Annotated in this window: 14 protein-coding genes; 13 read left to right on the top strand and 1 reads right to left on the bottom strand. The window is 63.6% G+C overall.

Features of this window, described 5'->3' with window-relative positions; all coding sequences use genetic code 11:
* Window positions 1–10: 10 nt before the first annotated feature.
* Genes surE through rlmD form a run of 6 tightly spaced genes read left to right on the top strand, consistent with a single transcriptional unit; the run spans window position 11 to window position 6,225 of the window.
* On the top strand, window positions 11–769 hold the full coding sequence (gene surE / locus NCT05_RS09575) for a 5'/3'-nucleotidase SurE (protein ID WP_008349357.1): 759 nt from the start codon (window positions 11–13) through the stop codon (window positions 767–769).
* A complete protein-coding gene (locus NCT05_RS09570; RefSeq protein ID WP_250502184.1) occupies window positions 766–1,854 on the top strand; it encodes a protein-L-isoaspartate(D-aspartate) O-methyltransferase in 1,089 nt (362 codons plus the stop codon). The genes surE and NCT05_RS09570 overlap by 4 nt, the downstream gene beginning before the upstream one ends.
* Window positions 1,855–1,859: 5 nt before the next feature.
* Window positions 1,860–2,816: a peptidoglycan DD-metalloendopeptidase family protein gene (locus NCT05_RS09565; protein ID WP_034473731.1), complete on the top strand. Its 957-nt coding sequence runs from the start codon at window positions 1,860–1,862 to the stop codon at window positions 2,814–2,816.
* A gap of 12 nt (window positions 2,817–2,828) precedes the next feature.
* Window positions 2,829–3,926, top strand: a complete 1,098-nt coding sequence (rpoS, locus tag NCT05_RS09560; RefSeq protein WP_008349362.1) for an RNA polymerase sigma factor RpoS — start codon at window positions 2,829–2,831, stop codon at window positions 3,924–3,926.
* A gap of 47 nt (window positions 3,927–3,973) precedes the next feature.
* A complete protein-coding gene (locus NCT05_RS09555) occupies window positions 3,974–4,750 on the top strand; it encodes a 3'-5' exonuclease (RefSeq protein ID WP_008349363.1) in 777 nt (258 codons plus the stop codon).
* Between the two features lie 20 nt (window positions 4,751–4,770).
* Complete coding sequence (gene rlmD / locus NCT05_RS09550; RefSeq protein WP_502801783.1) at window positions 4,771–6,225, top strand: 23S rRNA (uracil(1939)-C(5))-methyltransferase RlmD; 1,455 nt, start codon at window positions 4,771–4,773, stop codon at window positions 6,223–6,225.
* A gap of 76 nt (window positions 6,226–6,301) precedes the next feature.
* Here rlmD and NCT05_RS09545 read toward each other — a convergent pair whose 3' ends face one another.
* A complete protein-coding gene (locus tag NCT05_RS09545; protein WP_008349366.1) occupies window positions 6,302–7,000 on the bottom strand; it encodes a Bax inhibitor-1/YccA family protein in 699 nt (232 codons plus the stop codon).
* A gap of 334 nt (window positions 7,001–7,334) precedes the next feature.
* Between NCT05_RS09545 and ndk the strand changes: the two genes are divergently transcribed.
* From ndk to bamB, 7 genes are all read left to right on the top strand, one after another.
* On the top strand, window positions 7,335–7,760 hold the full coding sequence (gene ndk, locus NCT05_RS09540; RefSeq protein ID WP_008349368.1) for a nucleoside-diphosphate kinase: 426 nt from the start codon (window positions 7,335–7,337) through the stop codon (window positions 7,758–7,760).
* Window positions 7,761–7,907: 147 nt separating this feature from the next.
* Window positions 7,908–9,050: a dual-specificity RNA methyltransferase RlmN gene (gene rlmN, locus NCT05_RS09535; RefSeq protein ID WP_250502182.1), complete on the top strand. Its 1,143-nt coding sequence runs from the start codon at window positions 7,908–7,910 to the stop codon at window positions 9,048–9,050.
* A gap of 184 nt (window positions 9,051–9,234) precedes the next feature.
* Window positions 9,235–10,362, top strand: coding sequence for a helix-turn-helix domain-containing protein (locus NCT05_RS09530; RefSeq protein WP_250439828.1), 1,128 nt, complete (start codon window positions 9,235–9,237; stop codon window positions 10,360–10,362).
* Between the two features lie 131 nt (window positions 10,363–10,493).
* On the top strand, window positions 10,494–11,810 hold the full coding sequence (gene ispG, locus NCT05_RS09525) for a flavodoxin-dependent (E)-4-hydroxy-3-methylbut-2-enyl-diphosphate synthase (protein WP_008349373.1): 1,317 nt from the start codon (window positions 10,494–10,496) through the stop codon (window positions 11,808–11,810).
* 6 nt (window positions 11,811–11,816) lie between these two features.
* The gene (hisS, locus tag NCT05_RS09520) at window positions 11,817–13,166 is read left to right on the top strand and encodes a histidine--tRNA ligase (RefSeq protein ID WP_250502181.1); all 1,350 of its coding nucleotides are present in this window, start codon (window positions 11,817–11,819) and stop codon (window positions 13,164–13,166) included.
* Window positions 13,167–13,268: 102 nt separating this feature from the next.
* Complete coding sequence (locus tag NCT05_RS09515; protein WP_008349377.1) at window positions 13,269–13,898, top strand: tetratricopeptide repeat protein; 630 nt, start codon at window positions 13,269–13,271, stop codon at window positions 13,896–13,898.
* Between the two features lie 135 nt (window positions 13,899–14,033).
* A complete protein-coding gene (bamB, locus tag NCT05_RS09510) occupies window positions 14,034–15,179 on the top strand; it encodes an outer membrane protein assembly factor BamB (RefSeq protein WP_008349379.1) in 1,146 nt (381 codons plus the stop codon).
* Window positions 15,180–15,424: the final 245 nt, after the last annotated feature.

The raw sequence follows: 15,424 nt of genomic DNA, 5'->3' as shown, positions 1-15,424 counted from the left end.
CAATCGTCGGATGCGAATCCTACTCAGCAACGACGACGGTTATCTGGCGCGCGGCATCAATGTGCTGCACGATGTCCTGCAGCCGCTCGGCGAAGTGACGGTGATGGCGCCGGAGCAGAACTGCAGCGGCTCGTCCAACTCGCTTACGCTGTCGCGGCCCTTGAGCGTTCATCAGGCGCCGAACGGTTTCAACTTCGTGAACGGTACGCCGACCGATTCCGTGCACATCGCGCTCACGGGCATGCTCGACGAGCAGCCTGATCTCGTCGTGTCGGGCATCAACAACGGGCAGAACGTCGGCGAGGACACGCTGTACTCGGGCACCGTGGCGGCCGCCACCGAAGGCTTCATGTTCGGCATTCCGGCGATCGCATTCTCGCTCGTCGGCCGCGACTGGCTTCATCTCGACGACGCCGCGCGCGTGGCGGCCGAGATCGTCGCTCATTTCCTCGAACATCCGATGCCGGGTCATCCGTTGCTGAACGTGAACATTCCGAGCCTGCCTTACGATCAGTTGCGCGAATGGAAAGTGACGCGCCTCGGCAAGCGTCATCCTTCGCAGCCGGTGATCCGCCAGACCGATCCGCGCGGCAACCCCATCTACTGGATCGGCCCGTCAGGCGATGCGCTCGACGCGAGCGAAGGCACCGATTTCCACGCGGTCGCGAACGGCTTCGTGTCGATCACGCCGCTGCAACTCGATCTCACTCATACGAAGCTCATGGCGGAGACGCGCGAATGGGCGCGCGCCGGGAGCGCTCGCACATGAGCGACGAGCGCGCCAAGCGCTTTCCGCTGGCGCTCGCGGATCTTGTTCGCGAGCCGCGCAAACCCGCGGCCCGTCCGCAGGATTCGCGCGGCAAGCCAGCCGCCGCTTCCGCGCTGAAGCCGACGCCGACGCCGACGCAGCCGACAAGGCCTGGACAATCGCGCGCGGCGAACGCGACGATGAAAAATCCCGCGACGGCAGCGGCGTCCGCGAAGCCGGCCACGTCCGTTTTTCCCGTGCGTTCGGGCGCGAAGACCGCAATTGGCGGGGCGAAACCGGTTCCGTCGGCGAGCAAGAGCGCGGCGCAGACGCATCATTCGGCTCATCCGGCGCGCGCGAATTCACTGCGTCCGGCGCCGCGGCCCGGCGAGCGCGACCTGAACGCCGCCGCGATCGCGACGAAAAAAGGCGCGCCCAATGTTGCGCTGGCAAGCACGCAGACACTCACATCGGAACGGGTGCGCGAGCGCATGGTCGAACGCCTGCGCTCGAACGGCGTGACCGATCCGCGCGTGCTCAATGCGATGTCGGTCGTGCCGCGCCACATGTTCGTCGATCCGGGGCTCGCGGCGCAGGCTTACGAAGACGCCGCGCTGCCGATCGGCCATCACCAGACCATCTCGAAGCCGTCGGTCGTCGCACGCATGATCGAACTGGTCGCGACCGGGCGCGCGTTGAACAAGGTGCTGGAGATCGGCACCGGTTGCGGTTATCAGGCGGCCGTGCTGTCGCAAGTCGCCACTGAAGTTTATTCGATCGAACGCGTGCGTCCGTTGTCGGAGCGCGCGAAGCTCAATCTTCGGCCGTTGCGCGTGCCGAATATCCGGCTGCATTACGGCGATGGCCGCCTCGGCTTGCCCGCGGCCGCGCCGTTCGACGCGATCGTCATCGCGTGCGCCGGCCTGGACGTGCCGCAGGCCTTGCTCGATCAACTGGCGGTCGGCGGCAAGCTCGTCGCGCCGGTCGGATCGCAGGCCGCGCAGTCGCAGGTGCTGACGCTCGTCACGCGCGTGTCGGCAAGCCAATGGCGGGAAGAGCAGCTCGATCGCGTTTTCTTTGTACCCTTAAAATCCGGAGTGATTTGACACCGATGAGTATCCTGCGTGCTTTGCGAGAAGGAAGTGCGGACCAAGCCTTAAGCGCGGCGCAGCGCGGCGTGTGCGTGCTGGCGTTGTCCGCGCTGGCGGCGTGTTCGACGCGCATGGACATGGCGCCGGTCGTCGACAGAACGGGCGCGCCCATCGGCACGACGGCAGCGCAGACGCCGGACAACGGCCCGCCGCCGCCGGGCTATTACCGTGTGAAGCCGGGCGACACCCTATATCGGATCGCACTGGAAAACGGTCAGAATTATCACGACATCGCAGCGTGGAACAACCTGACCAACCCGAACCAGATCGAAGTCGGCCAGCTGATGCGCGTGGCGCCTCCGGGCGCGAATGTCGCGGCGGCGACGCCCGGTGTGGCGACCGCGCCGATCGTGGGCGGCGGCGTGCAGACGCAGCCGTTGAATGGCGCGAACGCGTACGCGAGCCCGCAGCCGGGTGCGACCGCGCAGCCGCCGTATTACGGCGCCAACTCGGGTATGGGCGCGGCGCCGGGAACGGCCGGCGCGGCGGCGGGCATGGCATCGGCGCCTGGCGTGCCGGGCGCGGATGCGAACGCGGCGGCGCCAGCGGCCCAGCCGGCGTTCATCTGGCCGGCGCGCGGTCCGATTCTCGGCACATTCAACGAAGCGAGCAACAAAGGTTTGAACATTGGCGGTGCGGCGGGAGATCCGGTCAACGCGTCGGCGGATGGCCGAGTGGTTTACTCCGGAAATGGGCTGCGCGGCTACGGCAATCTCATTATCATCAAACACGACGCAACTTTTCTGACAGCGTACGCACATAACCGTGCTTTGATGGTAAAAGAGGGAGACGCGGTAACTAAAGGGCAGAAGATCGCTGAGATGGGGAACAGCGATTCGGACCGCGTGATGTTGCATTTCGAAGTTCGCCGGCAGGGAAAACCTGTTGACCCACTGAAGTATTTGCCGCCGCAATAAAGCGAAACCATCATGCCAAAAACGAAGCGCCGCCTGCCGCAAGCCGAGACTGAGACGATCAGCCGACCTTTGCAAGTGTCGGTGGAAGACGGTGCTTCGACTCAAGACGAGGACATCGACAATGTCGATGTCGACGTCGATTCGGACGAAGAAGGCAACAGCCGCGGAAAAAGCAGCGACGAAGCAGCGGAAGGCGCAAACGATTCCGCGCCCGACGCCGACGATTTCCGCTCGCTTTTGCAGGCCGAGCTCACCGCCGACACGATCCAGCATTACCTGAACCGCATCAGCGTGAAGCCGCTCCTGACCGTCGAGGAAGAGCAGCGCTATTCGCGACTCGCGAAAGCCGGCGAATTCGACGCGCGCCAGGTGATGATCGAGCGCAATCTGCGGCTCGTCGTCAGTATCGCGAAGGGATATCTCAATCGCGGCGTGCCGTTGCTCGACCTGATCGAGGAAGGCAATCTCGGCCTCATGCACGCAATCGAGAAATTCGATCCGACGCGCGGTTTCCGGTTTTCGACCTATGCCACTTGGTGGATCCGCCAGAGCATCGAGCGCGCGATCATGAACCAGGCGCGCACGGTGCGTCTGCCGGTTCACGTCATCCGCGAGTTGAACCAGGTGCTGCGCGCGAAGCGCCATCTGGAAAAAAATTCCGCCAATTCGAATGACAGCGTTGCGCCCGAACGCCGCGACGCGAGCATCGACGATATTGCGTATCTCACCGGCAAGACGCCCGAGGAAGTCACCGATATCCTCGCGCTCAACGAACACACGGCTTCGCTCGACGCGCCGCTCGACCTCGATCCGGGCAGCAGCCTGCTCGATCTCCTTTCCGACGATCAGAGCCAGTCGCCGGACGCGGAAGTGCAGCATCGCGAACTCGAATCGCTCACGCGACTGTGGCTCTCGCGTCTGTCCGACAAACACCGGCATGTGATCGAACGGCGTTTCGGGCTGAACCACATCGAGCCCGCGACGCTCGAAGAACTCGCCGACGAAATGGGCCTCACGCGCGAGCGTGTGCGCCAGATCCAGCAAGAGGCGCTCGTGCGTCTCAAGCGCTTTTTCGCATCCAACGGCGTTCGCAAGGACGCCGTGCTTTAACGCTTCGGCGACGCCCTTCGGCTTGGGGCGTCGCGCTCCAGGATTCAATGACACCGATTCTCGTTTTCGACATCGAGACAATCCCCGATGTCGACGGCATTCGCCGTCTCGAAGATTTGCCCGACGATCTCTCCGACCGCGAGGTCGCCGAACATGCGTTCGAAGCGCGCCGCGAGCGCGTCGGCAATGATTTCTTGCCGCATCATCTGCAGCGTGTCGCGGCGATTTCGTGCGTGTTTCGCGACAACAACGGCTTTCGCGTGCGCTCGCTCGGCACGACGGCCGACGGCGAGGCCGCGCTCATCCAGTCGTTCTATCGCGTGATCGAGAAATACACGCCTCAGCTCGTGTCGTGGAACGGCGGCGGCTTCGATCTGCCCGTGCTCCACTACCGCGCGCTCGTGCACGGCATCGCCGCGCCGCGCTACTGGGATCTCGGTCAGGACGACCGCGAGTTCAAGTTCAACAACTACATCAGCCGCTATCACATGCGGCACATCGACCTGATGGACGTGCTCGCGATGTATCAGGCGCGCGCCAATGCGCCGCTCGATGCGCTCGCGAAGCTATGCGGCTTTCCCGGCAAGCTCGGCATGGACGGCGGCAAGGTCTGGGAAGCGTATTGCGACGGCCATATCGACGAAATCCGTAACTATTGCGAGACCGATGTCGTCAACACGTATCTGATGTACTGTCGTTTTCAGATGATGCGCGGCGGCTTCACGCCCGACGAGTACGCCGACGAAATCAACTTCGTCAAGAATGCGCTCGCGCAGGAGACTTCGCCGCACTGGGCGGAGTATCTGGCGGCGTTCGTCGAATGAGAGCGTGACGTTCGTCTACAATCTCGCCTTTGCCCCACGATAAGTCAGGAAGTACGCAGGTGTCCGAAGCCGCTCGAAAAACCCAGCATCGCCGCCGCGCCGCGCCGGCGAAATCCGTCACGCCCGATCCGAACTTCGTCGCGCCCGAAATCGAAATCGAGTCGCTCGACATGGAAGCGCGCGGCGTCGGTCGCACGGTCAACGAAAACGGAGAGCCGGGCAAGGTCATCTTCGTCGAAGGCGCGTTGCCGGGCGAACGTGTCAGCTATTCGAGCTACCGCAAAAAGCCGAGCTTCGAGCAGGCGCAAGTGGTGAGCGTGCTGCGCGAGAGCGTGATTCGCGCGAAGCCGAAGTGCCAGTTTTTCGGCATTTGCGGCGGCTGCTCGATGCAGCATCTAGATGTTCGCGCGCAAATCGCCGTGAAGCAGCGCGTGCTCGAAGACAACCTGCAACATCTGTCCAAACTGCGCGCCGAAACCATGTTCCGGCCGATTCACGGGCCGTCGTGGGGATATCGATATCGCGCGCGCCTGACCGTGCGGCACGTCGAAAAGAAGGGTGGCGTGCTGGTCGGCTTTCACGAGCGCAAGAGCAGTTACGTCGCCGACATGACGAGCTGCGAAGTGCTGCCGCCGCATGTTTCCGCGATGCTCGTGCCGCTGCGCCATCTGGTGGCGGGCCTGTCGATTCGCGATCGCATGCCGCAGATCGAGCTCGCGGTCGGATCGGACGTCACGGCGCTCGTGCTGCGCATTCTGGAGCCGCTGACCGAAGCCGACGAAGGGCTGCTGCGCACTTTCGCCGATGAGCACGGCGTCCAATGGTGGCTCCAGCCCAAAGGACCGGACACGGTTTATCAGTTCTATCCGCTCGATAGCGAGCTCGCTTACACGCTGCCGGAATTCGATATCCGCATGCCGTTCAAGCCGACCGACTTCACGCAGGTGAATCACCAGATCAATCGCGTGCTGGTGAGCCGGGCGCTCAGCCTGCTTGCTCCGGAGAAGTCCGATCGCGTGCTCGACCTTTTCTGCGGCATCGGCAATTTCACGCTGCCGCTCGCGCGGGTGTCGCGTGAGGTTGTCGGGATCGAAGGCAGCGAAGCGCTGACGGCCCGCGCGTTGGAGAACGCGAAGGCGAATGGCGTCGATGGCCACACGTCGTTCGCGTGCCGAAATCTCTTCGAAGTGACCGCCGACGACCTGCGCGCGCTTGGCCGCTTCGACAAGTTTCTCATCGATCCGCCGCGCGAAGGCGCGCTCGCCGTGTCGAAGGCGCTCGCGGACATCGCCCAGAGCGGCGATGGACCGTTGCCCGAGCGCATCGTCTATGTGTCGTGCAATCCGGCGACGCTCGCGCGCGACGCCGGCCTGCTCGTGCACGAAGCGGGTTATCGGATGAAGGGCGCGGGCGTCGTGAACATGTTCCCGCACACGTCGCACGTCGAATCGATTGCGTTGTTCGAGCGCGACTGATCCGGCTGCGGCGCTTCGCAGGCACAAAAAAACCGGCCCGAAGGCCGGTTTTTCGTTTCTGCCGCGTTTGGCGCGCTTAGTTGCGGTTGCCGCCGAAGATGCCGAGCAGCGCCAGCAGGTTCGTGAACACGTTATACAGGTCGAGATAGATCGCGAGCGTCGCGCTGATGTAGTTCGTCTCGCCGCCGTTCACCACGCGCTGCACGTCGAACAGCATGTACGCCGAGAAGATCACGATGGCGAGCACGGAGATCGTCATCATCAGCGCGGGCAACTGCAGGAAGATGTTCGCGAACGCCGCCAGCAGAATGACGATCACGCCCATGAACAGGAACTTGCCGAGGCCCGAGAAATCGCGCTTGCTGACGGTCGCGATGGTCGCCATGGCCGCGAAGATCACGCCCGTGCCACCGAAGGCCATCATGATCAGTTGCGGTCCGTTCGAGAACCCGAGGATGAAGCTCAGGAGACGCGAGAGCATCAGGCCCATGAAGAACGTGAAGCCGAGCAGGACGACCACGCCCATGCCGCTGTTCTTGGTTTTCTCGATGGCGAACATGAAGCCGAACGCGATCGCGAGGAACGCGATGAAGCTCATTGCCGGGCTGGTAGCCGCGAACAGCGAGAAGCCCGTCGCGACGCCGACCCATGCGCCGAGCACCGTCGGCACCATCGAGAGCGCGAGCAGCCAGTAGGTGTTGCGCAGCACGCGGTTGCGCACCTCGACCGAGGTGACGCTGCCATTACGGCCAAAGCTGTAGGGTGATTCGTTCATGGTTTCTCCTTGCTCCAATTGTCTGTCGTTCGGTCTTCCCGCGACTTCGTCATATACGAATGATAAGGTGCGCGGACTTAAGCCAATATTAGAACCGCTTGGTGCCCGCGCCGCGCTGCGTGCTTCCGGTTGCAATGCAGCGTTTTGTTTCAATATGGCCCCGGCGCGCGCCGAATTCAATAGCCCGAAGGTCAGTTCGGCCGTCCGGACAGCCAAGTCCTCGCAGGGTTTGATCCTTACGATGCCGTAAGGTTTCAATCGCAATCATACCTTGCTTCGTGCTACAATTGTCGATTCGTTTTAATCCGTAAACCGTTCATTTTTTGGAGTTTTTATGGCGATCGAGCGCACCCTGTCGATTATCAAGCCGGACGCAGTGGCAAAGAACGTTATCGGCCAGATCTACAGCCGTTTCGAGAACGCAGGTCTGAAGATCATTGCGTCGCGCATGGTTCATCTGTCGCGCGCCGACGCCGAGAAGTTCTACGCCGTGCACGCCGCACGTCCGTTCTTCAAGGATCTGGTCGAATTCATGATCTCGGGTCCGGTGATGATTCAAGTCTTGGAAGGCGAGAACGCCATCCTGAAGAATCGCGACCTGATGGGCGCGACCGACCCGAAGAAGGCGGACAAGGGCACGATCCGCGCCGACTTCGCCGACAGCATCGACGCGAACGCGGTTCACGGTTCGGACGCGCCGGAAACGGCAGCGCAAGAAGTTGCGTTCTTCTTCCCGCAAGTGAACGTCTACTCGCGTTAATTTTCGCGTTGAAAGCCGCGATGGCTGTTCGGTCATCGCGGGCATCGCGCCTCGACGCAATAAAAGCGGTACGAAAAGAAGCAGAAATTGGCGCGAACGGTCCCGGGAAGATGCCGGGCTTCGCAATCTGAAATGGCAGAACTTGACATGACGAGCAGCACCACCGTCAATCTCCTCGATCTCGACGCCGCCGGGCTCACCGCGTACTGCGCGAGCCTGGGCGAAAAGCCGTTTCGCGCCAAGCAATTGCAGCGCTGGATCCACCAATATGGTGCCGAAGACTTCGACGGCATGACGGATCTCGCGAAATCGCTGCGCGAAAAACTCAAGGGCCGCGCCAACATGGCGATGCCCGACATCATCAGCGACCACGTTTCCGCCGACGGCACCCGCAAATGGCTGGTCGACGTCGGCAACGGCAACGCGGTCGAAACCGTGTTCATCCCCGAAGAGACGCGCGGCACGCTGTGCGTGTCGTCGCAGGCGGGTTGCGCGGTGAACTGCCGGTTCTGTTCCACCGGCAAGCAGGGCTTTTCCCGAAACCTGACGACGGGCGAGATCATCGGCCAGTTGCGCATGGCGGAGTTCGCGCTGCGCAAGTCGCTCGGGCGCGAAGTCGGCGGGCCGGGCAAGGGCGAGCGCGTCGTCACGAACGTCGTGATGATGGGCATGGGCGAGCCGATGCTCAATTACGACGCCGTCGTGCCGGCCATGCGCCTGATGCTCGACGACAACGCCTATGGCTTGTCGCGCCGTCGCGTGACCTTGTCGACCTCCGGCGTCGTGCCGATGATGGACCGCCTCGCGGCCGACCTGCCGGTGGCGCTCGCGGTATCGCTGCACGCGCCGAACGATCCGCTGCGCGACATGCTGGTCCCGCTGAACAAGAAGTACCCGCTGCGCGAATTGATGGCCGCGTGTCAGCGTTATCTGAAGGTCGCGCCGCGCGACTTCATCACGTTCGAATATTGCATGCTCGACGGCGTCAACGACACCGAAGCGCACGCGCGCGAATTGCTTGCCGTGACGCGCGACGTGCCGTGCAAGTTCAATCTGATCCCGTTCAATCCGTTTCCGGAGTCGGGGTTGACGCGCTCGAAGAACGAGCAGATCAAGCGGTTCGCGCACGTGTTGATCGATGCGGGCGTCGTAACGACCGTGCGCAAGACGCGCGGCGACGATATCGACGCTGCGTGCGGTCAACTCGCGGGCGCGGTGCAGGACCGCACGCGTCTTGCCGAACGCATGGGCCGTGCAGGCAGCAAGACGATCGAGGTGCGGGCGGTCTGACCGGGCGTCCGCATCGAAAAAAGCCGCAGCGGAGGGCGCAGCAAGCGTCTGGATGCGGCGCTAAAAGCCGAACATTTTGTTATAAAGCGGTCTGCAATGGCGCTGCGGTTGTATCGTGCACGGGGTTTTTGGAACCGAACGACGCAACAGCGCTATATGGAAGAATCGATGCGAGGAATTTGGCATGAGTGAGCCGCAGCACCCGACGCCTTTCGGCAGTCATTCCGGCAACAACCGGTCCGGCAGTCAGTACGACGGCCTGGGCGACGCGGAAAGGGCGGCATCGAATGCGAGCCAGGCGGGGAATCTGGACTCGATACAGGCGGTCGGCGCGCGTCTCGCGCAACTTCGCCAGGCGAAAGCATGGTCGATCGACGACGTTTCCGCGCGTCTCAAGGTGTCGCCGCCGAAACTGCTCGCGCTCGAAGCGGGCGATATCAGCCAGTTGCCCGATCGCACGTTCGCGGCGGGCATCGTGCGCAGTTACGCGAAGATTCTCGGCGCCGATCCGGCGCCGTTCACGCAGGCGTTCCGGCGCAGCGGCGATGACATCGCGCAGAATCTGAAGGTGCCGGCGTCGGCGGGCGCGGGTCTGCCGCGCGGACGCGTGTCGGTGCCGCTCGGCAATTCGTCGGGCCGAAAGCGCTCGTGGATGTGGGGCGTGCTCGCGATCATCGTCGTGCTGGCCGTGCTCGTGATGTGGCACACCGGCGGCGATTCGAACAACTGGCTCGCGCGCCTCAAGGCGACGACGGGCATCGGTCTGTCGTCGACGTCCGCGCCTGCTTCGGCATCGAACGAAGCGTCGGGCACGACATCCGCGCCGACGCCCGACGAGGCCGCGGCCGCCAACACCGGCGAAGCGTCGCTGCCCGAAGTGGCGGCCGGCCCCGGCGAGCAGCCGATGCCGCGTCCGCTCGGCACGAATGCGCTGCCGGCTTCGTCGTCGACGCTGTCCGCGGTGCAGGGCGCGAGCGCGCCGGCTGCGGCGGCGCCCGCATCGGCCGCGAAGGCGGCTTCGGCTGTTGCGATGGCGGCGTCGGCTCCGGCCGTCGCGGGCAGCGGTTCGAGCGCGATCGAATTGAAAGTGAAGGAAGATAGCTGGTTCAGCGTGCGCGGCAAGGACGGCAAGGAACTGTATTCCGGACTCGTGCGCGCGGGCAACACCCAGCGCGTGGAAGGCGAGGCGCCGTTCAAGGTGACCGTCGGCAACGTGAAGGGCGTCGAGTCGCTGTCGGTCGATGACGAGCCCGTCGACGCCAAACGCTATTCGTCCGCACGCGGAAACGTCGCGCGTCTCTCGCTGCCTTGAGCTTGCGAGATCGATCTGTCCAGCGCGGCGGACAAGTCGAGGGCGTCACGGTGCAAGCCGTGACGCCCGTTTGAGGTTCCACACACGCGACCGGCGCCGTATCGGCGGCAAGGTTGCCAAAGGGTTTTTCGATGCAATCCGAAGCTCAATCCCTGATCAACAGCAAGATTTGTTCGACCGAGCCGGTCTTCGGCGGTCCGTTGACGCGCCGGTCATCGCATGCCGTCGACGTGCGCTGGGGTGGCCAGCTCGTGACGATCGGCGGCGATTCGCCGGTGCGCGTGCAGTCGATGACCAACACCGACACGGCGGACGCGATTGGCACGGCCATCCAGATCAAGGAACTGGCGCAGGCGGGCTCCGAGCTCGTCCGCATTACGGTGAATACGCCGGAAGCGGCGGCGGCCGTGCCGCATATCCGCGAGCAACTCGATCGCATGGGCGTGACGGTGCCGCTCGTCGGCGATTTCCACTACAACGGCCATCTGCTGCTGCGCGATCATCCCGCGTGCGCCGAGACGCTGTCGAAATACCGGATCAATCCGGGCAACGTCGGCCAGGGCGCGAAGCGCGACACGCAATTCGCGCAGATGATCGAAGCCGCGATCAAATACGACAAGCCGGTGCGTATCGGCGTGAACTGGGGCAGTCTCGATCAGGATCTGCTCGCGCGCATGATGGACGAAAACGCCGCGCGTTCGAATCCGTGGGAACTGCAAAGCGTGATGTACGAGGCTCTGATTCAATCCGCGGTCGGCTCGGCGGAGCGCGCCGTCGAACTGGGTCTCGGCCGCGACAAGATCATCCTGTCGTGCAAGGTCAGCGGCGTGCAGGATCTGATCGCCGTGTATCGCGAACTCGCGAAGCGTTGCAGCTTCGCGCTCCATCTCGGCCTGACCGAAGCGGGCATGGGCTCCAAGGGCATCGTTGCATCGACGGCGGCGCTTTCGGTGCTGCTGCAGGAAGGCATCGGCGACACCATTCGCATTTCGCTCACGCCGGAACCGGGCGGCGCGCGCACCGGCGAAGTCGTCGTCGGCCAGGAAATCCTGCAGACGATGGGCCTGCGCTCCTTCACGCCGATGGTCATCGCGTGTCCCGGCTGCGGCCGCACGACGAGCACGCTGTTCCAGGAGTTGGCGTCGCAGATTCAAAGCTACTTGCGCAACTCGATGCCCACGTGGCGCGATCAGTACCCCGGCGTCGAGAAGATGCACGTCGCGGTGATGGGCTGCATCGTCAACGGGCCGGGCGAATCGAAGCACGCCAATATCGGCATCAGCTTGCCGGGTTCGGGCGAGAATCCGGCGGCGCCCGTGTTCATCGACGGCGTGAAGGTGAAGACGCTGCGCGGCGAGCGCATCGCCGAGGAATTCCAGCAAATCGTCAGCGACTATGTCGAGCGTACCTATGGGCAGCGCGTCGAGACGTCCGCGGCATCACTCTAAAGACAGATGACTGAACAGAAGAAACGGCTCGAGAAACTGAGCGGCGTGAAGGGCATGAACGACATCCTCCCGCAGGATGCCGCGTTGTGGGATTTCTTCGAAACCACCGTCAAGTCGATGCTGCGCGCATACGGCTATCAGAACATCCGCACGCCGATCGTCGAGCACACGCAGTTGTTCACGCGCGGCATCGGCGAAGTGACCGACATCGTCGAGAAGGAGATGTACAGCTTCACCGACGCGCTCAACGGCGAGCATCTGACGATGCGCCCGGAGAACACCGCGGCGGTCGTGCGCGCGACCATCGAGCACAACCTGTTGTACGACGGCCCGAAGCGTCTGTGGTACGTCGGTCCGATGTTCCGTCATGAGCGTCCGCAGCGCGGGCGTTATCGCCAGTTCCATCAGGTCGGCGTGGAGGCGCTCGGCTTCGCCGGGCCGGACACCGACGCCGAAATCATCATGATGTGCCAGCGTCTGTGGGACGACCTCGGACTCACCGGCATCCGCCTCGAACTGAATTCGCTCGGTCAGGCCGAAGAGCGCGCGGCGCATCGCAAGGAACTGATCGCGTATCTGGAAAAACACGTCGATTCCCTCGACGAGGAAGCGAAGCGCCGGCTCTACACGAACCCGCTGCGCGTGCTCGACACGAAGAATCCGGCGATGCAGGAGATCGCGCAGAACGCACCGAAGCTCGTCGACTTTCTCGGCGACGCATCGCGCAAGCACTTCGAGGGCGTGCAGCGTCTTTTGAAGGCGAACAACATTCCCTTTACGATCAACCCGCGTCTCGTGCGCGGTCTCGACTACTACAACCTGACCGTGTTCGAGTGGGTCACCGACAAGCTCGGCGCGCAGGGCACGGTCGCGGGCGGCGGTCGCTATGATCCGCTGATCGAACAGCTCGGCGGCAAGCCGACGGCCGCGTGCGGCTGGGCCATGGGCGTCGAGCGCATCCTAGAATTGCTGAAGGAAGAGCAGCTCATACCGGAAGCCGAAGGCACGGACGTCTATGTCGTGCATCAGGGCGAAGCGGCGGCGGAGCAGGCGTTCATCGTCGCCGAGCGGCTGCGCGACACGGGTCTCGACGTCATTCTGCATTGCAGCCCGGACGGCGCGTCCGCGAGCTTCAAGTCGCAGATGAAAAAGGCCGACGCGAGCGGCGCGGCGTTCGCCGTAGTGCTCGGAGAGGACGAACTCGCGCAAGGTATGATCGGCGTCAAGCCGCTGCGCCGCTCGATCGACGAAACGTCTGGCGGACAAAAGAACGAGCAAGTGAACGTTCGGGCGGAAGACTTGACCGAATACCTAATCAATGCGATGGTTGCAACCGCCGATGACGAGGGTGCCTGAGATTCAGGCGCATTGCCGCGCGCGTGGGCCTGATCGGGGCGATCCGGCATCGTGCGCGGAACTCGTTGAGGGAATTGAAACGCAGGAAGGAATAGCTGGACGATGAGCTATCACGACGAACAAGAATCACTTGAAAGCGTAAAGGCCTGGTGGGCCAAATGGGGTAACACCACGACGTGGGTTGTGCTCGTGGCGCTCGTCATTGCGGCCGGGTACAACGGATGGAATTTCTGGCAGCGCCGTCAGGCCGCCGAGGCGTCGGTGCTTTACGACCATCTGCAGCAGGCAGTGGACGGAAACAATCAGGCGTTGGTCCAGCGCGTCGCGACGGACATGGAAGACAAGTTCGGCGGCACCGGCTACGCGCAGATGACCGCGCTCGCGGCCGCGAAATCGCTCTACATGGCGGGCAACACGGCTGGCGCGAAGGCGCAACTGCAATGGGCCATCGACCATGCGAAGGACGAAGAGTACAAGCAGATCGCGAAGCTGCGTCTGGCGCTCGTGCTGCTCGACGAGAAGAACTACGACGCGGGCCTGAAACTGCTCGCCGAGCAGCCTCTCGAAGCGTTCAAAGGCGTGATCGCGGACCGCCGTGGCGACCTGCTCGCAGCTCAAGGCAAACGCGACGACGCGCGCGCGGCCTACAAGGTCGCGCTGACGGCGCTGCCCGAGAACGACACGTCCGCCCGTCAGCTGATTCAGTTCAAGCTCGACGCGCTCGGCGGCTGATCCGGCTGGTTTCCAATCGGTTCGTCTTCGATCCCTGCCATCAGTCAATCAAGCCGCCCGCCACGGTGTCGCCATGAAGCGACGCGGCGGGCAGCGCCGATCAACCCAATTCACCAATTCATGTTGCGTCCACCGATGACATTTTTGAAACGCTACGCCGTGCCGCTCGCTTGCGCGATGACCGTCTTGTTGACCGCTTGCTCGTCGACCAAGGATGAACGCCGCGTGCCGGTACCGCTCGCGGAGTTCAAGCCGGTGCTGAACGTCAACCAGGCGTGGAAGGCAAGCGTCGGCAAGGCTGGCCGTTATCTGTTCTCGCCGGTCGCGGTCGGCGATTACGTTTATGCCGCGGGCGCGAACGGCTCCGTCGCTAAAATCGACGCGAAGACCGGTCAGGACGTCTGGCGCGTCAAACTGAAGGACGATCTGTCCGCGGGCGTCGGCAGCGACGGCAATCTCACGGCCGTGGGCGGTCTGAAGGGGCAGGTCGACGTGCTCGGCCCCGACGGCAAGCTGCTGTGGACAGCAACCGCGCCGGGCGAGATCGTTTCGCCGCCGCTGGTCGGCAACGATCTCGTGATCGTGCGTACGATCGACGGCAAGGTCATCGCGTTCAACGCGCAGACCGGCGAGCAGAAGTGGATCTTCCAGTTGCGCGCGGTGCCACTGAATCTGCGCGTCGCGGCCGGCATGACGTTCGCGGCCAATCAGGCTGTGCTGGCGGGCTTCCCCGGCGGCACGTTCGCGGCGATCAACCTGCAATCGGGCGATGCCTTCTGGCAAGCGCCGGTGTCGTATCCGAAGGGCGTGACCGAAGTCGAGCGCATCAACGACGTGACCGGCGCGCCGGGACTCGTCGGCGCGCAGACTTGCGCGGTGACGTTCCAGGGCCGTATCGGCTGCTTCGATGCAAATTCGGGCCGCCCGGTTTGGGAAAAGAACTTTTCGAGCGACAGCGGCCTGGCTCAGGACGAGCAGATCGTGGCCGCCGGCGACGACTGGTCGGTCGTCAATGCGTTCCGCGCGTCGGATGGCACGCCGCTCTGGAAGACGGACGTGCTGAAGAACCGCAGTGTCAGCGTGCCGTACATTCTCGGCCGCGCGGTCGTCGTGGGCGATTACAAGGGCTTCGTGCACTTCCTGAACGTGGAAAACGGCGAACTGATCGGCCGCGCGCCGACCGATGGCAGCGCGATCACCGCTGCGCCCGTGATGGCGGGCAACACGCTCGTCGTGCAGACGCATGACGGCGATCTCTACGGTTTCCGTCCGAGCAACTGATCGCAGCCGGACCGCGAGCGAGTCAGGCTTGCTCGCGGTCTGAATAGCAAGCGCGCCGTCGATGTTGCGCGGCGCGGCAGGCTCGCCACGGCGAGCCGCACGAGAAAGAAGCGCTGCGTCATGCGCGCATCGCGATAAAACCCGCATGCAAAAGCAGGGTCGCAAGAACGAAGCGCGACGCGCGAAGGCGTCGTGCAAGAAGAGCCTCGAACGAGGCGGAACCGGCGAACGACCGCCGACGATCC

Origin of the sequence: Caballeronia sp. AZ7_KS35 (assembly GCF_023631045.1) — a bacterium.
Classification (GTDB): Bacteria; Pseudomonadota; Gammaproteobacteria; order Burkholderiales; family Burkholderiaceae; genus Caballeronia; species Caballeronia zhejiangensis.
The sequence above is the reverse complement of the archived record's forward strand: the minus strand, read 5'-3'. Positions and strand labels throughout refer to the sequence as shown.

What these genes read in the sequence shown, in the direction of transcription:
- surE (WP_008349357.1), top strand. Translation starts at nt 11, where the DNA reads ATGCGAATCCTACTCAGCAACGACGACGGTTATCTGGCGCGCGGCATC.
- NCT05_RS09570 (WP_250502184.1), top strand. Translation starts at nt 766, where the DNA reads ATGAGCGACGAGCGCGCCAAGCGCTTTCCGCTGGCGCTCGCGGATCTT.
- NCT05_RS09565 (WP_034473731.1), top strand. Translation starts at nt 1,860, where the DNA reads ATGAGTATCCTGCGTGCTTTGCGAGAAGGAAGTGCGGACCAAGCCTTA.
- rpoS (WP_008349362.1), top strand. Translation starts at nt 2,829, where the DNA reads ATGCCAAAAACGAAGCGCCGCCTGCCGCAAGCCGAGACTGAGACGATC.
- NCT05_RS09555 (WP_008349363.1), top strand. Translation starts at nt 3,974, where the DNA reads ATGACACCGATTCTCGTTTTCGACATCGAGACAATCCCCGATGTCGAC.
- NCT05_RS09545 (WP_008349366.1), bottom strand. Translation starts at nt 7,000, where the DNA reads ATGAACGAATCACCCTACAGCTTTGGCCGTAATGGCAGCGTCACCTCG.
- ndk (WP_008349368.1), top strand. Translation starts at nt 7,335, where the DNA reads ATGGCGATCGAGCGCACCCTGTCGATTATCAAGCCGGACGCAGTGGCA.
- rlmN (WP_250502182.1), top strand. Translation starts at nt 7,908, where the DNA reads ATGACGAGCAGCACCACCGTCAATCTCCTCGATCTCGACGCCGCCGGG.
- NCT05_RS09530 (WP_250439828.1), top strand. Translation starts at nt 9,235, where the DNA reads ATGAGTGAGCCGCAGCACCCGACGCCTTTCGGCAGTCATTCCGGCAAC.
- ispG (WP_008349373.1), top strand. Translation starts at nt 10,494, where the DNA reads ATGCAATCCGAAGCTCAATCCCTGATCAACAGCAAGATTTGTTCGACC.
- hisS (WP_250502181.1), top strand. Translation starts at nt 11,817, where the DNA reads ATGACTGAACAGAAGAAACGGCTCGAGAAACTGAGCGGCGTGAAGGGC.
- NCT05_RS09515 (WP_008349377.1), top strand. Translation starts at nt 13,269, where the DNA reads ATGAGCTATCACGACGAACAAGAATCACTTGAAAGCGTAAAGGCCTGG.
- bamB (WP_008349379.1), top strand. Translation starts at nt 14,034, where the DNA reads ATGACATTTTTGAAACGCTACGCCGTGCCGCTCGCTTGCGCGATGACC.